Raw genomic sequence first — 23,094 nt, 5'->3', positions numbered from 1 at the left:
GAACCCGCCCGGCGCGGCGGCTACCTTTGTAGCCCTTCTTTGCGCATCCAGTCTATGAAAATTGCGATTATCGGCGGCGGCATCAGCGGCCTTACTCTGTCGTGGTACCTGCAGAAGGCCGGCGTGGCCTACGACCTGTTCGAGGCTGACACGCACCCCGGCGGTAACCTGCGCACTTGGGCGGCGCCCGGCGGCTACCTGCTCGAAACCGGCCCCAACTCCCTGCAATTGAGCCCCGAGTTGGAAGAATTGCTCGCCGACCTCAACCTGACCAGCCAGATTGAAGATGCTGCCGCCGTGAGCCAACTCCGCTACGTGCTGCGCGACGGCCGCTACCAGGCCCTGCCCGGCTCGCCGCCGGCCCTGCTCACCAGCGGCTTCTTCAGCCTCAAAGCCAAGTGGCAGCTGCTCAAGGAATTCCGCCAGCCCGCCGCGCCCATCGATGAAACGGAAACCGTGGCCCACTTTTTTCGCCGCCGCTTCGGCCCCGAAATCGTCGATTACGCCGTGAATCCCTTCATGGCCGGCATCTACGCCGGCGACCCCGAGAAGCTCCTCATCAACAAAACCTTCCGGCAGCTGCCGGCCCTGGAGCAGGCGCACGGCTCGGTGCTGCGCGGGCTGATGAAAGGTGGCAGCAGCGCCGGCCGCCGCCGCATCATCACCCTCAAAAACGGCGTGCAGACCATTGCCGACACCCTGGCCGCCAAGCTCGCCAACTACCAGCCGGGCACGGCCGTGTCGGCCATTTCGCGCGCCGCCGATGGCAGTTACCAACTCGAATTGAAAGGTGCCCGCGGCCTGGAAGCCGCGCCCGGCTACTCGCACCTGGCGCTGGCCCTGCCTGCCTACGCCGCCGCGCCGCTGCTCGAGCTGCTGTTTCCGGCCGCCGCCACGGCGCTGGCAGCGGTGCACTACCCGCCTATGAGCGCCGTGTACTCGGCCTACGACCGCGCCGCCGTCGCGCACCCGCTCAACGGTTTTGGGGCGCTGCACCCCAAGGCAGAAAACGCCTACGCTGCCGGCTCGGTCTGGACCAGCTCCATCTACCCGCAGCGGGTGCCGGCCGGGCAGGTGCTCTTCACCACCTTCGTGGGCGGCACCCAGTACGAGGATGCGGCCCGACAGCCCGAGGCCGCGCAGCTGGCCGCCGTGCACGCCGAGTTGACCAAGTTTTACGGCATCACAGGGGCACCGCGCTGGCAGGGGCGCTACTACTGGCCGCGCAGCATTCCGCAGTTCGACCAAGCCATTGTGGGCGCGCACGCCGCCGCCGAGACCCTGGCCGCCGAGCGGGTGCTGGCCGTGGCCAACTGGCGCGCTGGAGTGAGCGTGCCCGACTGCATTCGTTACGCCCGGAATACAGCCGACTTGTTAGCCGCTGGCCGTTAGTTGATTTTCAGACAGAATATTAACAGCGCCATAATTTGATGTCCGAATTTTTTCACTAAAATAGCTGGCTCATTCCTCGCCTAGCGTGCAGCTTCGGGAGGGCAAAGCCTATCTTTGAGGCCAATTTGTAAGCTATGAGCGAAGGCCTCGTCCTAATCCCCACGTACAACGAGCGCGAAAATGCGGAGTTCATCATCCGCAAGGTGATGTCGCTGCCGCGGGCTTTCGACGTGTTGATTATCGACGACGGCTCGCCCGATGGCACCGCCAACATTGTGCGCGGGCTGATGGCCGAGTTTCCGGGCCGCCTGTTTCTGGAAGAGCGCACGGGCAAGCAAGGGCTGGGCACGGCCTACATCCATGGCTTCCGCTGGGCGCTGGCCCAGGGCTACGAATACGTGTTCGAGATGGATGCGGACTTCTCGCACAACCCCGACGACCTGCTGCGCCTGCACGATGCCTGCGCCATCGAGGGCTACGACGTGGCCATCGGCTCGCGCTACATTCAGGGCGTGAACGTGGTGAACTGGCCCATGTCGCGGGTGCTGATGTCGTACTTCGCCTCCTGGTACGTGCGTTTGGTGACGGGCATGCCCATCCGCGACGCCACGGCGGGCTTTAAGTGCTACACGGCCCGGGTGCTGCGCGCCCTGGATTTGAACAACATCCGCTTCGTGGGCTACGCGTTTCAGATTGAGATGAAGTGGCTGGCCTACCAGTTGGGCTTCCGCATCAAGGAAGTGCCCATCATCTTCACCGACCGCACCCGCGGCACGTCCAAAATGAGCAAGGGCATCGTGGAAGAAGCCTTTTTCGGCGTGCTGCAAATGAAGGTTAATAGCTGGTTTAGTCCGCTGAAGCGGGCGGCGTAGCTGAGCCACCTGTCATCCTGAGCGCCGCGAAGCCAGACGGGATTTTTGTTCCGCTGACCTCCTGCCCTGCTTCGTACCTTGGCGGCACGCATGGAAAACTCGCCCCTCTCCTGGTTTGGGTTCACGGCTTTTGTCATCGGCCTGCTGCTGGTCGATTTGCTGGTGCTCAACCGCAAAGCCCACGAAGTAAAGCTGCGCGAGGCGCTGGGCTGGAGCGCGTTCTGGGTGGCGCTGTCGCTGGGTTTCAACCTGCTGGTGTACCGCACCATGGGCCACCAGGCCGGCCTGCAGTGGCTAACCGGCTACCTCGTGGAGAAGGCGTTGAGCGTCGACAACCTGTTCGTTTTCCTGCTCATCTTCAACTACTTTAAGGTACCGGCGCAATACCAGCACCGCATCCTGTTCTGGGGCGTGCTGGGGGCATTGATTTTGCGGGCCGTCTTCATTCTGGCCGGGGCGGCATTGCTGGCGCGGTTCCACTTTCTGATGTATCTGCTCGGGGCGTTTCTGGTGTATACCGGCATTCGCATGGGCTTTAGCGGCGGCGACGGGCCCGAAATCGACCCGGCCAACAACCCCATTGTGCGCTTCCTGAACCGGCGGCTGCCCATCACCCGCTCCATCGAAAGCGGCGCTTTCTTCGTGAAGAAAGACGGCCTGCGCTTCGCCACGCCCCTGCTCGTGGTGCTGGTGATGGTGGAAACCACCGACGTGGTGTTTGCGGCCGATTCCATCCCGGCCATTCTGGCCATCACCCGCGATACCTTTATCGTTTTCAGCTCCAACGTGTTTGCGCTGCTGGGGCTGCGGGCCATGTATTTCGCGCTGGCCAGCCTCATGCGGCTGTTTCACTACCTGCACTATGGCCTGGCGCTGATTCTGGCCTTCATCGGCAGCAAGATTTTGCTCGAGCAGGTGCTGCCGATGAGCATGCCGCTGTCGCTGGGCATTGTGGGCGCGCTGCTGCTGCTAAGTGTGGTGGCCTCGCTGCTGTGGCCCAAAAAAGAAGGAGTGTAAATCTGCGGCCGGCCGTAATTTTAGCGGCACCTTCTTTTCACTTCACTCATTCATTGATGTTGCTACCTCGCCTCACCGCTGCCGGGATGTTGCTGGTTGTGCTTTTATTGGGACAAAGCGCCGTTGCCCAGGTGCTCGACCCTGCTTTTGCGGCGCCAGCCAGTATGTATGCCCCAGCTTCTATCTACACCATCGGGCCCTTGCAAGCCGATGGAAAACGACTATTGAGCGGTACGTTCTCCCGCCTAAACGGGCAACCCGTGAGCCGGCTGGTGCGCATCGATGCCGCTGGCAACCTCGACGCCGCGTTTTCGCAAAACGTGGGGTTTGCCGGCATAGCCCTCCGCATCAAGCTATTGCCAACAGGGCAATATATGCTTAGTAATAACAGCATTGGTTTTATGGCCGGGGGCATTACCCGCGCCGAGCTGCTGCGCCTGAATGCCAACGGCACGGCCGACGCCACCTTCAACGCGGGCACGGCCGGCGGCAGCGCCAACTACAGCCGCGATTTCGACGCGCAGCCCGATGGCAAGGTGGTGGTAGTAGGCAGCTTTGGCACCTTCAACGGCGCGGCGGCCGCGGGCGTGGTGCGACTGAATGCCAACGGCAGTGTGGACCCGACCTTTAATGTGGGCACCGGCATTGGTGCCGGCAGCAGCACCAATCTGGTGCTGGCGGTGCTGGTACTGCCCACCGGCAAAATTTTGCTCGGCGGGCGCTTCGCCACCTTCAATGGCCAGCCGGCCAATGGCCTGGCCCGCCTGAATGCCGACGGCAGTGTCGACCCCACGTTCACCTCGCCACTGAACCAAAACGGGGCGCGGGTCGAGGGTTTGGTATTGCAACCCGATGGTAACGTGCTGGCCTATGGCACGCTGCCCGTGAACAGCACCACCCACCCCACGCCCGGCCTGGTGCGGCTGCTGCCAACGGGCAGCCTCGACCCGACGTTTTCGTCGCCCACCTTTCTCGACATCCGGGTGGGGCCCAACAACGGCAATGGCCCGGCCGTGGTGCTGCAGCCCAATGGCAAAATAGTCGTATCGGGCAGCTTCTCGGTGGCGGGAGCCGACCACCTGGCGCGCCTGAACGCCGATGGCACCCAGGACACCAGCCTGCAGCTGGCCAATACCGGCGACGGGGCCCCCAACACCATTGGCCTGCAAGCCAATGGCAGCATTTTGGTGGGTGGGTTTTTCAATACGTTCAATGGCATCCGAGCGCCCCTGGTGCAGCTCACCAGCACCGGCGCGCCCGACCCCGGCTTTGCTTGCGTAGCGCAAAGCGACGGCAGCGTGCTGAGCATGGTGCGCCAGCCCGATGGCAAGCTGCTCATTGGCGGCCTGTTTACGGAAATCAACGGCCAGCCCGTGAGCTACCTGGCGCGCCTGACGGCCAGTGGTGCGGTGGATGCCGCTTTTTCGGCCGCCACCGGCTACCTGCCCACTTCGGTGGGGTGCCTGGCCCTGCAGCCCGACGGCAAAGTGCTGGCCGGCACCGTGCGCGGCACCTTCCGGTTCGGCACCGATGGCCGGCCGGATGCCAGTTTTTCGGCCCCCTACACCACCATGACCATGGCCGTGCAGGCCGATGGCAAGCTATTGATTGGCGGGCAGTTCACCGTGTCGGCCGGTGGGATGGTGTATAACCGGCTGGCGCGCCTCACCAGCACCGGCGCGGTAGACCCCTCATTCGCCAGCCCAGCTGCCAGCAGCTGGACGACCAACTCGACCGACGCCATTCTGGTACAGCCCGATGGCCGCATTCTGGTGGCCGGCTCCTGGCTGCCGCCGGGCCAGCCGCTGGTGGCCGGCGTGGTGCGCTACACCGACAGCGGCGCGCTCGATTATACGTTTAACAACCCGTCTTCTTTCACCGGCGCGAGTGGGGCCGCGGCCCGCGTGTACGCCCTGGGCCTGCAGGCCGACGGTAAAATTCTGACGGCGGGCAGCTTCAGCGCCGCCGATGGCGTGGCGGCCAAAGGCGTGGCCCGGCTCACCAGCGGCGGGGTGGTCGACCCGGCTTTCGTATCCGACGCTACGCTGAACGGCACGCCGAGTGCCGTGGTGGTGCAGCCCAACGGCCGGGTGCTGGTAGGCGGCGGCCTGTTCTTCAGCAGCCCCACCGGCAACCACTACGGAATTGCCCGCCTGCTCGATAATGGCGCGACCGATGCCACGTTCACCAACAGCGCTGACCCCAACAACGCTGTGAGTGCGATGCTGGTGCAGCCCGATGGGGCCATTGTGCTGGCGGACAGCTTTGCCACCGTGGGAGGGCAGCCGGCCGCAGGAGTCGCCCGCCTCATCGCGGCCAACGTGCTGGCTGTGGCCGCGCCCGCCGCCGTAGCAGCCCGCACGGCCGTGTGGCCCGTGCCGGCGCACGGCGAGCTGCGCATTGTGCCGGACTTCAGCGCCCAGCCCCGCAGCCTGGCCCTGCTCGATGCAACCGGCCGCCCGGTGCGCACGCAGGCCATCAGCGGCACCACCGAGCAGCTGCTGGACCTAGCCGGCCTGCCCACAGGCCTGTACCTGCTACGGGTGCACTATGCGACGGGCACCGTTACGCGGCGCGTTGTGGTGCAATAGCATGCCGGTAGCACACCAAAAAGGGCCGCGCTGGATAGCGCGGCCCTTTTTGGTGACTTGGTCACTCGTCCTATTTCGGCGGCTTGGCGGGGGCGGGCTCGGGCGCCCCCGTATTCACGCCGGCATCGGGAGCGGCGCCGGTGTTCAGCAGGTCGATGAGGTTGAGGGGCTCGAAGTCGCTCGAATCGGCTTGCTGCACAGCGCGGGTGGTATCGGGCCGGGCGGCAAACGACATGTACTGCCGGGCCGGGCCGGTGAGGTGCAGGGCGTAGGGCAGGTTTTCGCGGTCGTTTTCGCTGATGAGGCCACGCGTGAGCATGATGTCGGAAATCAGCCGGAAGAAGTAGCGCGTGCTGCGGCGCAGGTCGCCGTAGGCATCGAAGGAATAGCGCGCAAACTTGGGCTTGGGGATGATGCTGGCCAGGTACAGGCTCTCGGGCAGGTTCAGCTCGTTGGGGCGCTTGCCGTAGTAGAACAGGGCGGCATCCTTCACGCCGTACACGCCGCGCTTGCCGCTGGGCCAGCGGTACTTGCTCGGGCCCCATTCAATGATGTTCAAATAAACCTCGAACATGCGCTGCTTGCTGGCCAGGCCGGTGTTTTCGATGAGCCACACCATCAGGGCCTCCTCGACCTTGCGGGCCACGGTTTTCTGGCGGGTCAGAAACACGTTTTTCACCAGCTGCATCGAAATGGTGCTGCCGCCCCGGGCAAAGCGCCGCTCCTTGATGTTCTGGATGGCCGATTTCACAAACGCCTGCTCCATGAAACCGTGGTGCGAGAAAAAGCGCGGGTCCTCGGCCGTGGTGATGGCGTGGACGAGGTAGGGCGACACATCGTTGTAGGGCACAAAGTCGGGGTTTTGCGGCCCCACGGCGAAGGTGCGCACCGAGTCGCCTTTGTCGTTGTACACCGTTTGCAGGAAGGGCGTGTTCAGCTTGTTCAAGTCCTCCTCGCCGAAGCGGGTGAGGCGGAAATTCTTGCCGCGCAGGCTGGAGTCGAACTTCAGGCTGTCGACGTTGGCCATGTCGAGGCTGGCGCTGAGGCGGTAGCGCAGCGTGCCGGTGCCCTGGGTGCCGCGAATCTCGTCGAAAATGCCGGTGGGCAGCGAGTTGAAGAAGTCGTTGGCCGGCGTTTCGTCGGAGGTTACGCTCAGGTTGATGGCGCGGCTGGGCTTGGTCCAGATGGCAATTTCGGGGTTGAGCACGATTTTGTTCACCGTGATGCGGCTGCCCTTTTCCAGGGCCACCGTGCCGCGGCCCAGCGTGGCGATGAAGTCGAGGGCACCGCGCTTCACCTCAATCTCATTGGCCGCCAGTTTGGGGTGGTAGAGGCTGAAACCGCGCGCCGCCAACGAGCCACGCACCGTGAGGCGGCCGCCGGTGTCGTCGTCGTCGAAATCCTTGCCATCGAGCCGCACCAGCACCGTGTCGAAGCTCACCAACGCCCCAAAACGCTTGGGCACGTAGGGCAGCTGCACCGAGCCGCCCACTCCGAACACCCGCGCCGTGAGGGCGTAGTCGCCCGGCTCGATGTGGCCGCTCACGCCCAGCTGGTTGGCCAGCGAGTCGACGGTGGCCGTCATGCGGCCCGAAATGTCGCCGTCCTGAATTTTCAGCTCCGGCATACGCAGCACGGCCGAGTGGCGCGGGCTCTCGAAGCTCACGAAGAAATTCTGGAAGCTGGCCTCGCCGGGCACGTTGTCGAAGGCTGTTTCCAGGGCTTGGTTTAGCATCAGGCCGTAGTTGGTGCCTTTGGAGTTGTCGCGCGGGACGGCCGCGCTGGCTTTTTTCTTGATGAGGAAACCGTAATTGTCGGATGTAGCGGTTTTGCGGGCCGTGAGGCGGGCCGTAATCACCTGCAAATCACTAAATACCGGCCGGCCGGCAAACAGCGAGCGCACGCTCAGGCCGGCCTGCAGGCGGCGGGCGGTGAGCAGCGTGTCGGTGGGCGTGGCGCGGGGCACCAGGCTCATGCCGGTTATTTCGACGGTTTTAAAGCCCACGAACCGGGCCGGGCCCAGGGTGAGAATGACCGGGTACTTGCGCTCAATTTTCTCTTTCACCAGCCCCAGGGCCGAGGTCAGCAGCTGCTGGCGCTTCCACTGAAACACGGCCAGGGCCAGAAGCACCACGGCCACGAGGCCGATGAAGATGCCGATGAGAAGACGCTTGGTCGAAGGAGATATGCGCACGGAAATCAGTCAGGTGGTTTGGCTCAGCCAACGCCAAAGGTAAGAAAACGGCGGCGGGCTTCCGCCCGGCTTAACGCAAAAGTCCAAAAGCGAGTGCCATAATGGTTGCCGACGCAGCTTAGCAGCCGGCCGAATTCATGTATAGCGAAACGCCCGCGAAAGGTTGCCGCTGGGTGAATGAGGCCCGTCATGCTGAGCTTGCCGAAGCATCTCTACCACGAGAGCAAATAAATTACTTGCGCAGTAGAGATGCTTCGGCAAGCTCAGCACGACCGTCAATTAATTGCGGCTGGTAGACCCGGTCGCTGGTACTTTTGCCCCATGCCCAGCCCCCTCCTCGCCCTCTCGCCCCTCGACGGGCGCTACGCCTGCGCCACCGCGCCCCTGGCCTCCCGCTTCTCCGAAATGGCCCTGATACGCTACCGCGTGCTGGTCGAAGTCGAGTACTTTATTGCACTGGCCGAGTTGCCGCTGCCCCAGCTGCAAGGCGTGTCGGCCGAGGCGTTTCCGGCTCTGCGCGGGCTCTACGAGAGCTTTTCGGAGGCGGATGCGGAAGCCATTAAAGCCCACGAGGCCGTGACGAACCACGACGTGAAGGCTGTGGAATACTGGCTGCGCGATGAATTTACGCGGTTGGGTTTGGGCGATTTTATCGAGTTTATTCACTTCGGCCTGACTTCGCAGGACGTGAACAACACCGCCATCCCGCTCAGCTTTCGGGATGCGCTGGTGGGCGTGCTGCTGCCCGCCTACGCCCAGGTGCGCAACGCCCTGGCGGCCCGCGCCCAGGAGTGGGCCGCCGTGCCCATGCTGGCCCGCACCCACGGGCAGCCGGCCTCGCCCACGCGGCTGGGCAAGGAAATTGAGGTGTTCGTGGCCCGGCTCGATGCGCAGGTGGCGCTGCTGGCCCAGGTGCCGTTCGGGGCCAAGTTTGGCGGGGCTACCGGCAACTTCAACGCGCACTTCGCCGCCTACCCGGGCACCGACTGGCACGCCTTCGCCGCCACGTTTGTCAACGACCGGCTGGGCCTGAGCCGCTCCTTCCCTACCACCCAGATTGAGCACTACGACCACCTGGCGGCCCATTGCGACGCCCTGAAGCGCCTCAACACCATTCTGCTCGACCTTGCTCGCGACGTGTGGCAGTACATTTCGCTCGGCTACTTCAAACAAACCATCAAGGCGGGCGAGGTGGGCTCGTCGGCCATGCCGCACAAGGTGAACCCCATCGACTTCGAAAACGCCGAGGGCAACCTGGGCGTGGCTAACGCCCTGCTCGAACACTTCGCCGCCAAGCTGCCCATTTCGCGCCTGCAGCGGGATTTGACGGACTCGACCGTGCTGCGCAACCTGGGCGTGCCGCTGGGCCACATCCTCATCGCGCTGGGAGCTTTGCAGCGCGGCCTGGGCAAGCTCGCCCTCGATGAAACCGCCCTGCACCGCGACCTCGAAGCCAACTGGGCCGTGGTGGCCGAGGGCATCCAGACCATTCTGCGCCGCGAGGCCTACCCCGACCCCTACAACGCCCTCAAGGCCCTCACCCGCACCGGCGAGGCCATTTCGGCCGCCAGCATCGGGGCGTTTATCGACGGGCTGGATGTGAGCGACAGCGTGAAAGCGGAACTGCGCGGCATCACGCCGCACCGCTACGTGGGGCGGTAGGCAGCACTGCGCTGGCGCGTAACGGGAAGGCTTTTGTTGATTATTTCCTACGGTCAATTTTTATTCCGGTCAATATATTGCGCAATCCATTTACGTCTTGCCCTAGCTCGCAGCACCGATGTCATTGCCGGAATCCCAGCCGTTACTTGTTCCGCCCACCCGGCAGCATTCGCCGACCAATTCCCAACAGCGCCAGATTGCAGCGGCGGTGGCCGAAGTAGCCCACCGGGCCGACCTGCACCCGGGGGTTACCATTATTGCCAACCTGCTGCTCGACCGGGTCGAGTACATGTCGCAGCGGGGGCTGCAGGAGTTGCACACCACCCAGGAGGACATCCGGGCGCTGGGGTCGGGCTATTGGGCTGAATATTTCAACCCAGCCGATGCCGAGGACTACCTGCCCAAAGTGTTCGAAATGATTCAGAACCCCGACCCCTGGGCCGTTACGAGCGTGTTTCAGCAGGTCCGCATCGGGCCGGGGCGCAGCTACGTGTGGCACCTGAGCGCCACGCGGGTATTGCTACGCGACGAAGACACCGGGCAGCCGCTGCTGCTGGTCACCACGTCCATTCCCGTCGACCCGATTCATCACGTGACGCACAAGGTGAGCCGGCTGCTGGCCGAGAACAACTTCCTGCGCCAGCACAACGTCCGGTTTGGCCGGCTGACCCGGCGCGAGCGCGAAGTGCTGCGGCTGCTGGCGCTGGGCCACTCGGCGCCGGAAATTGCCGAGCAGCTCTTCATCCCGGCCCAAACGGCCGAAACCCACCGGCGCAACGTGCGCCAGAAACTGGGGGTGGCCACGGCCTTCGAGCTGAGTGAGTACGCCCGGGCTTTCGACCTGATTTAGTGGCCGGAACGGGCCGTAAATACCTGCTTCCGGGTATTGTGGCAAGCAGTGGAAGACGAACATTTTTGCGATGTTCATTTTCTGTTCATCTTTCTCTGTTTGTTCGATGCGTAAACTATTACCCGTGATGAGCCTAGCCTTGGCTCTTACCCTGCCCGTCGCCCACGCCCAAACCCCGGCCTGGACCGGGGCCGTGCAGCCCACCAACCCCACCCCCACCGACGACACGGGCGCGCTGGGCCGCGGCCTTACCGTGGATGCGGCCGGCAACCAGTACGTGGCGGGCGTGCTGCAAAACGGCGCCGGTAGCGGTGGGCGCGCCACCCGCGTGTTTGGCACCACTACCCTCACCGGGGGCAACGGCTACGGCAGCGGCTTCGTGGCCAAACTGTCGCCCACTCAGCAGTGGCAGTGGGCCCTAAAAGCGACCAGCAGCGGCGAAGGCGCCACTTTTCAGGAAACGGCCGTGAGTCCGGCCGGCGACACCTACGCCATGGGCTACGTTTCCGACGATGCCAGCATTTTGCCCAACGGTGGCTCGGTGCTCACCGTGGGCAGCTCCACCTACACCACCACCAAAGACTTCGCTTCCTTCATTACCCGCCTCAATGCCAGCGGCCAGCCGCAGTGGCTGGCCGGCGTGTCGGGGGCCCAGATTTTTGGCCTGGGCTGGGACGCTACGGCTGGCAACCTTGTGGTGGCGGGTGTATACGTCGGCACGGTAACATTTGGCAGCACCACCCTGCCGGCGGCCCCCAGCACTGGCTTGTTTGTGGCCCGCCTGAGCGCCACGGGCCAATGGGTGAGCGCCGTGGGAGCCACCACCAACGGCACGGCCAGCAGCAGCCGCTTTGTGGTGAGCCAGGCCACCGTGGGGCCACAGGGCCAAGCCGCCATTGCTTTTCGCATCCGCAACGGTGCGGTCACGCTCGGCAGCACCACCATCACCTCCACCAGCGCTACCCAGGCAACCAACGTGGTGGCGCAACTCAGCGCGGCCAACCAATGGGCCTGGGCCGCCCAAACGTCGGCCCCGGGCACCAGTTCGGTGGCCTACGCGACCCATGACCTGCGGTACGACCGCGCGGGCAACTTGCTACTGACAGCCGAATCCATTGGCAACGGCTTGCAGTTGGGCACTACTACCGTCAACGCCGACGAGTTTGTGGCCCGGCTTTCGCCCACTGGCCAATGGGGCGCGGTGGGCACCATTGGGCACGGCACGGCCAGCACCAGCTACACCGATGCCCTGGCCGTGGACGGGCAAGGCAATGCCGTGCTGCTGGGCTCCTTCCCGGCTGCGGCTACGTACACCTTTGGCACCCGCTCGTTGGTAAGCCCCGCCACGGGCAGCAAATTCGTGGCTCGCTTCAACCCCACCACCACTAGCTGGGACTATGCCCAGCTGGCCCCGGCAAGCAGCGGCGACGGCTACGGTTTCGAGGCGGCCGCTGTCGACGGTACCGGCAACCTATTGGCCACCGGCAACCTGCGCGGCGGGGTCACGTTCGGTTCTACGGTGCTCACCAACCCTACCACCTTCGGCACCAATGCCTTTGTGGCCCGGCTCAGCAACGCGGGCTTGCCCACGGCTGTCCGCCAGCCCGCCGGCGCAACTCCGCTGGCTCTCTACCCCAATCCCATCACTGCAGGAACTTCCGCCACGCTGCGCCTGGCCGCTCCGGCTGCCACGGCCCGCCCCGTGGTGCTGCGCGATGCCCTGGGCCGCGCCGTAGCCCACGCAACAATTGCCGCCGGCAGCCAGGAAGGCACCGTTGCCACTCAAAACCTGGCCCCCGGCCTTTATATGCTCGAAGCCGGTACCAGCCGCGCCCAACTCATTATTGAATAAGACGTTGGGCGGCTTGCCTTCCCAAAGCAGTTGTTGGTTCCAGCCGGGGCTGGCCGCGAATGCGGCCGGCCCCGGTTTTTTTGCGACGGGCCGGGCTATTTTTACCTCTACATCCGCTCCCGTGGCCGACCTTTTGGAATGAATGGAGCGGCCAACCGCGCAGCAGGCCGCCGGTTGCCCCTGCTGGCTCTGTGGGCCTGGCCCGGGGCCGCTCCGGGTGCTGCACCACGGCGCCCTCCTGGCATGCGTCTGGTTCATTAGTCAACTTTTCAACTCGCCATCCTTCCACTCATTTTTGTTATCTCGATGCGTATTCCTGTCTTTCCTCTGCGGCGTTCGGCCGCCCTGTTGCTGCTTACGACGCTGGGCGCCTGCTCTTCCAGCAAAAAAGACGACCCCACGGCCACGCCCGCCAAAGGCATGAGCTGGACCGTCGACGGCACGACCCAGACCACCACAACGCTGCAATCGCAGAAATTCCAGTCGTCGATTTCGGTAGCCGGCACCATTCCCGCCAGCGCCAACCCCACCTACCTGTCGCTCGAATTTCCGAATGCCGTGGGCACCTACACGTTCAGCCCCACGGCGGCGGCTTCGGCCACCTACGTTGCCAACGCGGGCACCAGCAGCCCGAGCACGGCTTACTACGCCGGAGCCACGGGCAGCGGCACTGTTACCGGGGCCGGCACCATCGTTGTCACGGCCCTCACCGCCACTAGCGTGCAAGGCACATTCACCTTCACGGGCATCAACGCCAACACCGGCAATGCCAAGTCGATTACCAACGGCACCTTCAACGTGGGGCTGTAATCCGATGCGCGGATATGCACAAGCCGCCGTGGCCCTGGGTCGCGGCGGCTTTTTTCGTATCCGCCAAGCTGGGCGTATTTCCGGGCCGGGCGCGCCCGGCCCGGAAATACCCGGAAATGGGTATTGTAGCCGGTAAGCACGGGCGGGACCTTTGAGGCTGTTTTTACTTACGCCTAATTGGTTTGCACTATGCCCATCTATTCTCGCACTACTCATTTAGTTAGCCTCTTCAGCCGCCTGTTGGCAATGGCCGGACTGGCCCTGACGCTGGCCCACCCGGCCCACGCCGGCGGCCCCGGCCCGGGTGGCGCGGCGGGCAGCACGCCCAGCCTAAGCACGGCCCTGAACCCCGACGGCACGCTGCGGGCCGGGGCCACGGGCTCGTTCGATGCCCGGCATTTCACGATGAGCACCGCCGCTGATGGGCGGCCGGTGTTTCGCCCCGCCGGGGCTACGCGCACGGCCGGGGCCGGCGACGACCGGTGGCGCGACGGGTTCGGCGCGGCGTTTTCGTCGGCCGGGGTGCGGACGGTGGTGCAAATGGGCACCGATGTGTACGTTGGCGGCCGGTTTGCCGCGGTGGGCAGCATCAAGGCCAACAACATTGCCAAATGGAACGGCACCAGCTGGAGCACGCTGGGCAGCGGCACCAACGACGTGGTGTCGGCGCTGGCCGTTATGGGCACCGACCTGTATGTGGGCGGCGACTTCGTGGAAGCCGGGGGCGTGGCCGCCAAGCGCCTGGCCAAGTGGAACGGCAGCAGCTGGAGCGCCCTGGGCGCGGGCCTGAACAGCGGCACCGTGAGCGCGCTGGCCGTGCTCGGCACCGACCTGTACGTGGGCGGCTTTTTCACCTCCACCATTGGCGGCATCACGGCCTACGGCGTCGCCAAATGGACCCCGGCCACCAGCACCTGGAGCAGCCTGGGCACCGGCACTTCCAACGGGCTGCTCAACGGAGCCAGCGTTTCAGGGGGCTCAGCGCTGGCGCTGGCCGTATCGGGCACCGACCTGTACGTGGGCGGGACATTCACCAAGGCCGGGACCGTATCGGCCTCCAACGTGGCCAAGTGGAGCACCACCACCAGCACCTGGAGCACGTTTGGCGCGGGCGTAGACGATGGCACGGCCAACAGCGGCAGCGTCAATGCCATTGCCGTATCGGGCAGCAACGTGTACGTGGGCGGCTTTGTGTCGCGGGCGAACGGCACGCTGGCCGTAAACAGCGTGGCCCGCTGGAACGGCACCACCTGGAGCGGCATGGGCAGCGGCCTGAAGATTTACTTGGCCAACGTAGCCGATGCGCGCGTTCCGATTTATTCGCTGGTCGTTTCGGGCAGCAATGTGTATGCGGCCGGCGACTTCAACACGGCCGGCGGCAACACGGCCATTGCCAATGGCGTGGCCATGTGGAACGGCAGCGCCTGGAGCAGCCTGGGCACCGGCGCGGCCAACGGCATTGCGACGGCCGCCGCCATAGGCGGGGCCGGCGCGGGCCGCGCCCTGGCCGTGGCCAGCGGCGGCGGGGTGTATGTGGGCAGCTATTTTGCTCGCCCCCGGCCTGTATGTAGTGCGCTGTGGCGCCGCCGGCAAGCTGGTGGTGGAGTAATCCGGCAAGCTGCTACCCGCTCTGACACCACTGGGCCGCCCCTCGATAGCAACCAGCTCAGATGGCGGCCCAGTGGCTCGGGAGAGTGGCAAAATACCCGTTTTCAGGTATTGTAAACCCTTGGCAGGGTTCTGCATCTTTGCTTAGTCATCAATACCCCGTATTTCAATTATTTATGCAACACCTCAACGCAGCTCCTCGCCTGTTCCGGCGTTTGCCTTCCGTGCTGCTGGGCACGGCCCTGGCGTTTGGCTTGGCCGCCTGCTTCGGCAGCGACGATAAAAAGGACGACCCCACGCCGACCACCGGCGTGAGCGACGCGCTGCACTTTGCCTTCAAAACGCCCGACTGGAACCGAACCATCGACTGCGAACGCCTCGATCTGCCCTATAGCACCACCAATGGCGTGGCCTTTGTGTCGGCCACGTCGGCTTCCACCAATTCCACGTTCTTCCTCACGTATCCCAAAGACAGCTCGGCCATGGTGGCCGCGGCCAACCTGCGGCGCTACCCCATTACGGCTTTCGGGGCCAATACCGCCGCGTTCGAGCTTTCGCACAAGCTGCCGCTCACCGATGGCAGCAGCGTCCGGCTCGTGAGCCAGGCCGGCCAGAGCGCCGATGCTTACAACGAAATTGTGAACGTGAAATACGACGGCCGCGATGGCAACTACGCTCTGTTCAAGGTGAAAGGTAGCTACCTGATGCAAATGACTGAAATCAACGGCAACACGGCGGCCGCACCCCGAGCGGTGTCGGGCACCTTCCATTTCCGCGTGCGCACCCTGCGCCGCTAGCAGTACTACTCCATCCTTTTTTCTGCTTTTAGGGGACGGCCGTCGGCCGTCCCCTTTTTGCGGCGGACCAATGCCCCCCTGGTGCTGGTTGGCGACCCGAAAACGGGCCGTTTTCGAGGCACTGCGTCCGGCCCTACCTTTGAGGACTTGAACCGCGCGGCGAGTTCCCCGCTCTGCCTTGCTCATTTGCCTTCGCGCCCACCCGCTTTGACCCTGCACCCCGACTGCCGCCACTTCCGCGGCGACCTGCCCTGCCGCCCCAACAAAACCCACGGCTACGTGTGCGAGGGCTGCCCGGCCTACGCGCCCGTCACCAGCCGCATCCTCATCATTAAGCTCGGGGCCATCGGCGACGTGATTCGGACCACGCCGCTGCTGCGCCGCCTGCGCCAGGAGCGGCCCGGCTGCTACATCACCTGGCTCACGCTCACGCCCGCCATTCTGCCGCAGGGCGAGATTGAGGAGATTCTGAAATTTGACTTCGCCAGCGCCTTACAGTTGCAGGGCCGCGAGTTCGATGTGGTCATCAACCTCGACAAGGAAAAGGAAGCCTGCGTGCTGCTGAACAACATCACGGCCAAGGAGAAATTCGGCTACGCCCTGCGCCCCTACGACGGCGTGGCCTGGCCCGTGAACGAGCTGGCCGAGCATAAATTCCTCACCGGCGTGTTCGACCAAATTAGCCAGGCCAACACCAAGCCCTACGTGCAGGAAGTTTTCGAGCTCTGCGGTTTCGACTTCCAGGGCGAAGAATACGTCTTTGATACCCACGACGACAAGGGCTACGACTGGTCTGCCCTGCCTGCCACGCATCCCCGCATCGGCCTCAACACCGGCTGCGGCGACCGCTGGACCACCCGCCTCTGGAGCACCGAAAAGTGGATTGAGCTCATCCAGGGCCTGCAAGCCGCCGGCTACACGCCCGTGCTGCTGGGCGGCGAGGCCGAAGACGCCCGCAACCGCGCGCTGCACGCCGCCACCGGCGCGGCCTACCTGGGCACCTTCCCCCTCCCCCAGTTCATCAACCTGATGAACCAGATGGACGGCATCGTGACGCAGGTGACCATGGGCATGCACATCAGCATCGCCTTGCGCAAGCCCACCATCCTGATGAACAACATCTTCAACCCGCACGAATTCGACCTCTACGGCCGGGGTCAGCTCGTTCAACCCAATAAGGCTTGCGTGTGCTTCTACCGGGGCTCGTGCCAGCTCGGTACCAGCTGCATGGAAGATTTGCCGGCCGCCAAAGTATTGCAGGCCGTGCGCGAAAGCGTGCCGTTAGAAGCGCCGCTGGCCTAACCCTTTTTGCGCGAGGCCCCGCGTACCTCTTGTAATTTGGCGGCATAATCGGCCGGGAGCGTAGCGGCAATCAGCCCGGAAAGTGCTTCTGTGGGCAATTCTTCCGATTTTTTGAAGTTCACGCAGCCTTTGCCCATCTTCAGCTTGGGCGCGGCCGCCGCCAGTTGCTCCTGCAGCGCGGGCATCAGGTACATGGGCACTACGTGCAGGCTCAGGTGGCCTTTCTGGTTGGCTAGCCCGATGTACATGTCCTTCCCTACCCGAAACTCCAGATACTTCGGGCCCACGTGCTCGGTATAGCCAGCCGGCATGGCCTGGCGCACCAGTTGCCAGGCTTCCGCAGCCGGCTGCTGCCGCTCGGCGGGCAGGGCAGCGATGAAATCATTGAAAGTCATTCCGTTCGTCGTGCTCATCAGTGCAGGTCGGTTAAGTGCAACCGCAAATTACCGGTTCAGGAGCTACCGTAATTTCAGCTGCGCCACTTCTTTGAGCGCGGACACCATCACCGGCCACGAAAACTGCTTTTTCTGCTCGCGCACGCCTGCCGCGAAGTTTTCCTCGCGTTGGTTCGCGTAGAAATCCACCACTGCGTCGGCAATGGCGGCCGGCGTGGGCGGCACCACGTAGCCCACCACCCCGTCCGGAATCAGCTCGGCCAGCCCGCCCACATCCGTCACCAGCATGGGCCGCTCGAAGTGGTAGGCAATCTGCGACACGCCGCTCTGCGTGGCGTTTTTGTAGGGCTGCATAATTAAATCGGCCGCGCAGAAATAGTCCACCACCTTTTCGTTCGGAATGAAATCCGTGGCCCGCACAATTCTATTTTCTAATTGATAGCGCTTAATTAATTCCTCGTACGGCGCGGCGTCTTCGTAAAATTCGCCGGCAATAATCAACTTAATGGGCAGCCGCGCCAACCGCTCATCGGCAAACGCTTCGAGCAGAATATCCAGTCCCTTGTACGCCCGGATAAAGCCGAAGAATAACAAATAGCCCGTCGTATCAGGCAGGCCCAACGCAGCCAGCGCTTCGGCTTTCGGCTTAATCGGCCCGAAATTATCGTACAATGGGTGTGGCCGGTACAGCGACGGCTTGCGCCCAAAACCTAGCCCGCGCAGGTCGTCGAGCACGCTGCGGCTCATAGTCACGAATCCGTCGCAGGCGCTCAGAAAATAGCGCGTCAGCGGCCCGTCGCCCGGCCGTTTTTCGTGCGGAATCACGTTATCGGTAATGGCTACCACGCGAGTGTGGCCGTTGCCCCGCACCAGCCGCGCCACCGTACCCAGTGCCGGCCCCATAAACGGCAGCCAGAACCGGAAAATCACCAAATCGGGCCGTTCGCGCCGCAATTTCCGCCCCACCGCCACCCACGACAGCGGGTTCACCGAGTTCAGGCTGACTTCTATGGCCAAATCTGCCGGCCCCGGCTCGGTGCTGAACTGCGTCTGGCCCGGAAACAGAAAATCCGGGTATTGCAGCGAAAACGTGACTATCCGCACCTCGTCGCCCGCCTCGCGGAAAGCCCGCGCCAGCCGCTCATTGTAAGTAGCCAGCCCGCCGCGCAAAGGGTAAGCCGGGCCGATAATTACTACGTTCATAAGCCAAGAAACTGTCATCCTGAGCGCAGCGAAGGACCTTATCACGGTTGACCGAGTCGTCCCGACGTGATAAGGTCCTTCGCTGCGCTCAGGATGACAGGAAAAAATTAATTCAACGTTTCGCGCACCAGATAGTCGTTGCGCTTTGGCCCGTTCAATTGTACCATTTCGCCCAGAAAACCCGCCACGAACAGCACCACGCCTACAATCACGGCCGTGAGGGCCAGGAAAAACAGCGGCTGCTCCGTCACTTGCCGGGCCTTGAGGTTGTGCAGCGACAGCCACACCTTCTCCCCCATCAGCCACAGCGAAATCAGCAGCCCGAGCAGAAACGACAGCGTGCCCAATGTGCCAAAGAAGTGCATCGGCGCGCGCCGAAACCGGCCCACGAACGTGATGCTCATCAAGTCCAGAAACCCGAAAATGAAGCGCTCCAGCCCGAATTTGGTCACGCCGTATTTGCGTTCCTGGTGCTGCACCACCTTCTCCCCGATTTTCTTAAACCCGTTCCATTTCGCAATCACCGGAATGTAGCGATGCATCTCGCCGTACACCTCAATGCTCTTCACCACGCGCGAGTCGTACGATTTCAGCCCGCAGTTGAAATCGTGCAGCTGAATGCCCGACATCGCCCGCGTGGCCCCATTGAATAGTTTGGTCGGAATGGTTTTCGACAGCGGGTCGTAGCGTTTCTGTTTCCAGCCGCTCACCAAGTCGTACTTGTCCTCCACAATCATGCGGTAGAGCTCGGGCAGTTCCTCGGGCGAGTCCTGCAGGTCGGCATCCATCGTGCACACCACGCGCCCCCGCGCTGCCTCAAAGCCTACGTTCAGCGCTGCCGACTTGCCGTAGTTGCGGTTGAAACGGATGCCGCGCAGGGTGTCGTCGGTCGCCGCCAACGCCTCAATCACCGCCCACGAGTCATCGGTCGAGCCGTCGTCAATCAGAATCACCTCGTAGGTCAGTTCGTGCGCCTCCAGCACCCGCGCAATCCAGCGCGTGAGTTCGGGCAGCGATTCCGCTTCGTTGAGCAGCGGAATAACGATGGAAATTTCCACCGGGAAAGTGGCCGCTATTTTATTCAAATTCGGGTTGGGCATTTTTGATGAATGCCGAAATAATCATCGCCAGAATAACGCCTACCAGCACGGTGCCCAGCAGGGCGGCCACCAGCGTGAACGGGCCGTTCATAAATTTCGCCGACATCGCCATCGCCTGGTCAATCTGCTCATCCGTCATGCCGCCGCGGGCTTCCATATCGGCGCGAATCTTTTCCGTCATGCGGCCGACCACCTCGGGGTCGATAAAGCTCATGTACACATAAGAAAAAATTCCCGACAGCACTCCAACCACGGCCGACAGGACTGCTCCGATGCCCACACCCTGGCCAAAGCTCATGAAACCCTGGTTGTTCTGCTTGAAGTTCTGCATGGCCAGCACCAGGCCAGCAATCAGCACCGCAAACGATACATAGCGCAACGGGCTGCTTTCCTGGTGCGCCACAAACAGGCCAAACGAAATAATAATGCTCACCAGACCGGTAAGCAGGCCGTAGCGTAGGCCGACCGAAGTAGTGGTAACGGGCGTAGTATTGGTTTCCATCGCAGTTGCAGAAAGTGGTTTAAGTGAAAGTGAGCCGCAAAGTAAACCGAATTATTCGCGCAGGAATATTCCGGCCGGCACAGCCAGCACCAATCCCAGCACCAGCACCTGCAGAAAGTTGCTCGTGGCCATGTTGCCTATCGTCATGCGCTGCACTTGTTCCACCTGCTGCTGCCGCACCGCCGGCGATGCCACTGCCTTCGGGTTTTCGCGCTGCTGGGCCTGCACAATTTCTAGTACTTCAGCGCGGTGCCGCGCCACGGCCGGCTCGCCCGCGCCATACGCCAGCCCCACCGTACCAACCGCCGAAATAGAAGCGGCCAGCAGCGCCGTAAGCACGCCCACTCCCAGCGAAGCCCCCAGCCCGGGCTTGTTGGGCTGTGCGGCCTTTCGCAACAGCCATTGGCTCGCCACCACCGCCAGGGGCACCAGCAGCTGCGCCAGAATCTGCTTCGGCCCAAAGCCATTGCTGCCCGTCAGTTGCAAGCCCACCATCCACACCACGCAAACCAAGCCCGCTCCCAGGCCAAAGCGCAGAGCCAGCTGTTTCACGGCTCCCGCCGGCACTTGCACGACGCGGGTATCAGGTTCTCGAATCGGGGCAGCCATAAAATCGTCTCACGAATTTAAAGCGGCAAGTTACGCCCTACCGTGCATCACCGCGCCCAACAACCCGAGTTCTGGCCGCTACGCCGCCACGGCCACCTTGGGCGCGACGGCCTTGCGGCTACCAAATCGCACCAGCAATGCTTCGGCCAGCAACGCCAGCAGCACCAGCAGCAGGCAGTAGCGCCACAGCGGTTGTCCCGTCTGCTCTGCCTGATATTTGGCCAAGCCCGCCCCGTCCACTCCGCTTTCCACTACCTTAATATTCGGGTGATTTGGCCCAATCAGCCCCCGCAATTCCTCCGCCGAGTACGCGGCCAATTCCGACTCGCGCTTGTCCTGATTAAAGGCCAGCGTCGTCAGCACCTTCCCGCCGCGCTGCACCTGGTAAAACCCCAGCGCGTCCATACCCATTGGCAAGTCCAGCCGAAGCTCGTTCGTCACAATTCGTTGCGTCGGAATCAGCACCACACTATCCTTCACCAACCGGAAGTTCGCTTCATCGGCCCGACTGGCTGCGCTGCTCGCCGTTTCGGCAGCTGGCAGCTTCAGGGTTAGCGTGCCCTGCGTCAACCGGTACGCCGGCAGCTGCTCGTTCTGGTAGCTCCGCATCGCCATCCGGTACATCACCGGCACAAACAGCGCATGCGCTGAAAAATCGGAATACTGCTTGGCAAAAGGAGCCGAAAACACATACACCTGCCCGCTACCACTCGCAAAGTTAGCCAGGTAGCTTTCGCCATCCCGCAGCCGCAATATGTCAGTCCCGGTACGCGACCAGCGCAACACCGGCGCCACCCGTGGCATGGAAGCTCCGCGCTGCTGTGCTCCAAATACATCCCGAAAAAATGGTTCGCCTGCGCTCGGCATCGCTACTTCGCGCAATTCCGGCGCGGCCGTCGAGGCCTCCCATTGCACCGCTCCCAAGCCCAGGGTTTTAAAGAGCTGCTGGTACGACTCGTGGCTATTCACCGTGCTCGCAGGCACCACCACCACACTTCCTCCACGCCTCACTACGCCACGCAAACCATCGCGCAACCCCGCATCAATGCGCTCAATCTCGCGCACCAACACTAGGTTAGCCCGCTGCAAAGCGCCGTAATCAACGTTTTGCGGCTTTGCAAAGGAGTAATTAAAAAGCGGCTCATTGCTGTACAACTGTTGGGCCACCGGCTCAGCACCTATTTCCAACACTCGAATAGCTGCTGCCGGCTGCAGCGTAAAGTAGTAGGTATTATCAAACGTAACTGGTACATCTTCCGTCACTACCCGCCCCAGCGCCAAAGCATCATCCAGCACCTGCACCTGCACAACCGAAGTCACCGCCTGCCCCGGCTCCACCGTCACCCGGTACGCCGCCACCTGCCGCGCCCCCAGAAACACCTTCACCGCCGCCCCACTCAAACTATTTTCCCCACCATTACGCACCCGAATTTGCAAGCCCACATTCGCCCGCACGCGCACAAAAGCGTCATCCAACCATACACTGTCAACATAAAGGTTACCACTCGCCTTTTTAACCAACGGCACCAACACCACTTCTTTATTCTTAAGGTCAGTCAACGTTTTGACATCAACAGCCTTTTTTTGAAAGTCCGAGAAGATGTATAAAGCACTAGCCTCACCGCGCGGAGAAACTATCTCCTCCCGCAACTTCAAAAGCGGATTTTGCGCACTCGGCTTCAACTCATCGAGTGCTGCTTGGTAAGCAGTAGGAAGCAATAACCTACTACCAGTATTTATCAACCGCAATTGCCCCCCACTAGAACTTTTCTGCCCCATACTCCGGGCTTGGCTCACCGCATCAGCCAATAGCGAGTTCTGCCCCAAGCTACCCGCCTGCATGCTAAAAGAATTATCTACCAGCACATCCGTACCAGCTGACATTCCCCCCGATTTCTGGGCCGGAATAAACGGCTGACAAAAAACCAAAACCAATCCTATTAGTCCCAACACCCGCGTGGCCAGCAAAAGCCATTGTTGCAAATTCCGGTGTCGTACCGTCACCAACTCCACCTCACGGATAAAAGCGGTATTGGTAAACAGCAACCGCTGAGGCCGGCGTAATTGCAACAAATGAATAACAATAGGAATGGCTACTGCCAATAGCCCAAATAAGAACCCTGGATACATCAATTGCATAAGCAAATCAACAACTAAAAACCCAAAGTCAGTTTCATTAATGAATAGGGTATAACAGCAAAAATCCCCTTAGCGTGCTGGTGAAAGCATGCGAAGGGGATTTTCCTTGGAAAAGGTTGGCGGCGACCGACTCTCCCACCGGTGAAGGCAGTACCATAGGCGCACCGGGGCTTAACGGCTCTGTTCGGAATGGGAAGAG

At 62.6% G+C, this 23,094-nt stretch carries 18 protein-coding genes and 1 rRNA gene; 11 read left to right on the top strand and 8 right to left on the bottom strand.

Translation table 11 applies throughout. The features are described 5' to 3' along the window. Positions 1-54 precede the first annotated feature (54 nt). From hemG to MON38_RS05305, 4 genes are all read left to right on the top strand, one after another. Positions 55-1,392 (top strand): protoporphyrinogen oxidase, encoded by a 1,338-nt coding sequence (gene hemG, locus MON38_RS05320; protein ID WP_241935118.1) that lies wholly within the window; start codon positions 55-57, stop codon positions 1,390-1,392. A 134-nt stretch (positions 1,393-1,526) separates the two neighbouring features. Then, complete coding sequence (locus MON38_RS05315) at positions 1,527-2,264, top strand: polyprenol monophosphomannose synthase (RefSeq protein ID WP_241935117.1); 738 nt, start codon at positions 1,527-1,529, stop codon at positions 2,262-2,264. A 90-nt stretch (positions 2,265-2,354) separates the two neighbouring features. Further along, positions 2,355-3,281 carry a TerC family protein gene (locus tag MON38_RS05310; RefSeq protein ID WP_241935116.1) on the top strand — a complete coding sequence of 309 codons (927 nt, stop codon included), beginning with the start codon at positions 2,355-2,357 and terminating at the stop codon, positions 3,279-3,281. A gap of 56 nt (positions 3,282-3,337) precedes the next feature. Continuing rightward, positions 3,338-5,872 carry a T9SS type A sorting domain-containing protein gene (locus MON38_RS05305; protein WP_241935115.1) on the top strand — a complete coding sequence of 845 codons (2,535 nt, stop codon included), beginning with the start codon at positions 3,338-3,340 and terminating at the stop codon, positions 5,870-5,872. 70 nt (positions 5,873-5,942) lie between these two features. Here MON38_RS05305 and MON38_RS22825 read toward each other — a convergent pair whose 3' ends face one another. Then, complete coding sequence (locus MON38_RS22825) at positions 5,943-8,066, bottom strand: transglycosylase domain-containing protein (RefSeq protein ID WP_241935114.1); 2,124 nt, start codon at positions 8,064-8,066, stop codon at positions 5,943-5,945. Positions 8,067-8,387: 321 nt separating this feature from the next. Here MON38_RS22825 and purB point away from each other — a divergent pair, with 321 nt between their 5' ends. The 7 genes from purB (at position 8,388) to MON38_RS05265 (ending at position 16,947) form a co-directional block, all read left to right on the top strand. Further along, on the top strand, positions 8,388-9,728 hold the full coding sequence (gene purB / locus MON38_RS05295) for an adenylosuccinate lyase (RefSeq protein WP_241935113.1): 1,341 nt from the start codon (positions 8,388-8,390) through the stop codon (positions 9,726-9,728). Between the two features lie 118 nt (positions 9,729-9,846). Beyond that, positions 9,847-10,578, top strand: coding sequence for a LuxR C-terminal-related transcriptional regulator (locus MON38_RS05290; RefSeq protein ID WP_241935112.1), 732 nt, complete (start codon positions 9,847-9,849; stop codon positions 10,576-10,578). A gap of 106 nt (positions 10,579-10,684) precedes the next feature. Then, on the top strand, positions 10,685-12,430 hold the full coding sequence (locus tag MON38_RS05285) for a T9SS type A sorting domain-containing protein (protein WP_241935111.1): 1,746 nt from the start codon (positions 10,685-10,687) through the stop codon (positions 12,428-12,430). A gap of 306 nt (positions 12,431-12,736) precedes the next feature. After that, positions 12,737-13,240 carry a DUF6252 domain-containing protein gene (locus tag MON38_RS05280; RefSeq protein ID WP_241935110.1) on the top strand — a complete coding sequence of 168 codons (504 nt, stop codon included), beginning with the start codon at positions 12,737-12,739 and terminating at the stop codon, positions 13,238-13,240. A gap of 189 nt (positions 13,241-13,429) precedes the next feature. Beyond that, positions 13,430-14,965, top strand: coding sequence for a hypothetical protein (locus MON38_RS05275; RefSeq protein WP_241935109.1), 1,536 nt, complete (start codon positions 13,430-13,432; stop codon positions 14,963-14,965). A 59-nt stretch (positions 14,966-15,024) separates the two neighbouring features. Continuing rightward, complete coding sequence (locus MON38_RS05270) at positions 15,025-15,645, top strand: hypothetical protein (protein WP_241935108.1); 621 nt, start codon at positions 15,025-15,027, stop codon at positions 15,643-15,645. Positions 15,646-15,852: 207 nt separating this feature from the next. Then, positions 15,853-16,947 (top strand): glycosyltransferase family 9 protein, encoded by a 1,095-nt coding sequence (locus MON38_RS05265; RefSeq protein WP_241935107.1) that lies wholly within the window; start codon positions 15,853-15,855, stop codon positions 16,945-16,947. Here MON38_RS05265 and MON38_RS05260 read toward each other — a convergent pair. From MON38_RS05260 to rrf, 7 genes are all read right to left on the bottom strand, one after another. Then, positions 16,944-17,360, bottom strand: coding sequence for a DUF1801 domain-containing protein (locus MON38_RS05260; RefSeq protein WP_241935106.1), 417 nt, complete (start codon positions 17,358-17,360; stop codon positions 16,944-16,946). The genes MON38_RS05265 and MON38_RS05260 overlap by 4 nt on opposite strands. Before the next feature lie 45 nt (positions 17,361-17,405). After that, entirely contained in the window at positions 17,406-18,545 is a 1,140-nt protein-coding gene (locus MON38_RS05255) for a glycosyltransferase (protein ID WP_241935105.1), read from the bottom strand. A gap of 107 nt (positions 18,546-18,652) precedes the next feature. Then, positions 18,653-19,645, bottom strand: coding sequence for a glycosyltransferase family 2 protein (locus MON38_RS05250; RefSeq protein WP_241935104.1), 993 nt, complete (start codon positions 19,643-19,645; stop codon positions 18,653-18,655). Continuing rightward, entirely contained in the window at positions 19,623-20,147 is a 525-nt protein-coding gene (locus MON38_RS05245; protein WP_241935103.1) for a DUF4199 domain-containing protein, read from the bottom strand. The genes MON38_RS05250 and MON38_RS05245 overlap by 23 nt, the downstream gene beginning before the upstream one ends. 51 nt (positions 20,148-20,198) lie before the next feature. Continuing rightward, positions 20,199-20,756, bottom strand: coding sequence for a DUF4199 domain-containing protein (locus MON38_RS05240; protein WP_241935102.1), 558 nt, complete (start codon positions 20,754-20,756; stop codon positions 20,199-20,201). A gap of 78 nt (positions 20,757-20,834) precedes the next feature. Beyond that, the gene (locus MON38_RS05235) at positions 20,835-22,895 is read right to left on the bottom strand and encodes a BatA domain-containing protein (RefSeq protein ID WP_241935101.1); all 2,061 of its coding nucleotides are present in this window, start codon (positions 22,893-22,895) and stop codon (positions 20,835-20,837) included. 114 nt (positions 22,896-23,009) lie between these two features. After that, a 5S ribosomal RNA gene (rrf, locus tag MON38_RS22950) occupies positions 23,010-23,094 on the bottom strand; the annotation flags it as partial.

The organism is Hymenobacter cyanobacteriorum (genome assembly GCF_022631375.1).
Lineage (GTDB): Bacteria > Bacteroidota > Bacteroidia > Cytophagales > Hymenobacteraceae > Hymenobacter > Hymenobacter cyanobacteriorum.
This window is presented reverse-complemented; position numbering and strand designations above follow the sequence as displayed.

Excerpts from the sequence above, each read along its gene's own strand:
- MON38_RS05275 (WP_241935109.1), top strand. The coding sequence starts at position 13,430 with ATGCCCATCTATTCTCGCACTACTCATTTAGTTAGCCTCTTCAGCCGC.
- MON38_RS05240 (WP_241935102.1), bottom strand. The coding sequence starts at position 20,756 with ATGGCTGCCCCGATTCGAGAACCTGATACCCGCGTCGTGCAAGTGCCG.
- MON38_RS05250 (WP_241935104.1), bottom strand. The coding sequence starts at position 19,645 with ATGCCCAACCCGAATTTGAATAAAATAGCGGCCACTTTCCCGGTGGAA.
- MON38_RS05290 (WP_241935112.1), top strand. The coding sequence starts at position 9,847 with ATGTCATTGCCGGAATCCCAGCCGTTACTTGTTCCGCCCACCCGGCAG.
- MON38_RS05255 (WP_241935105.1), bottom strand. The coding sequence starts at position 18,545 with ATGAACGTAGTAATTATCGGCCCGGCTTACCCTTTGCGCGGCGGGCTG.
- MON38_RS05270 (WP_241935108.1), top strand. The coding sequence starts at position 15,025 with ATGCAACACCTCAACGCAGCTCCTCGCCTGTTCCGGCGTTTGCCTTCC.
- MON38_RS05245 (WP_241935103.1), bottom strand. The coding sequence starts at position 20,147 with ATGGAAACCAATACTACGCCCGTTACCACTACTTCGGTCGGCCTACGC.
- MON38_RS05310 (WP_241935116.1), top strand. The coding sequence starts at position 2,355 with ATGGAAAACTCGCCCCTCTCCTGGTTTGGGTTCACGGCTTTTGTCATC.
- MON38_RS05305 (WP_241935115.1), top strand. The coding sequence starts at position 3,338 with ATGTTGCTACCTCGCCTCACCGCTGCCGGGATGTTGCTGGTTGTGCTT.
- MON38_RS05280 (WP_241935110.1), top strand. The coding sequence starts at position 12,737 with ATGCGTATTCCTGTCTTTCCTCTGCGGCGTTCGGCCGCCCTGTTGCTG.
- purB (WP_241935113.1), top strand. The coding sequence starts at position 8,388 with ATGCCCAGCCCCCTCCTCGCCCTCTCGCCCCTCGACGGGCGCTACGCC.
- MON38_RS05285 (WP_241935111.1), top strand. The coding sequence starts at position 10,685 with ATGCGTAAACTATTACCCGTGATGAGCCTAGCCTTGGCTCTTACCCTG.
- MON38_RS05235 (WP_241935101.1), bottom strand. The coding sequence starts at position 22,895 with ATGCAATTGATGTATCCAGGGTTCTTATTTGGGCTATTGGCAGTAGCC.
- MON38_RS05315 (WP_241935117.1), top strand. The coding sequence starts at position 1,527 with ATGAGCGAAGGCCTCGTCCTAATCCCCACGTACAACGAGCGCGAAAAT.
- hemG (WP_241935118.1), top strand. The coding sequence starts at position 55 with ATGAAAATTGCGATTATCGGCGGCGGCATCAGCGGCCTTACTCTGTCG.
- MON38_RS05260 (WP_241935106.1), bottom strand. The coding sequence starts at position 17,360 with ATGAGCACGACGAACGGAATGACTTTCAATGATTTCATCGCTGCCCTG.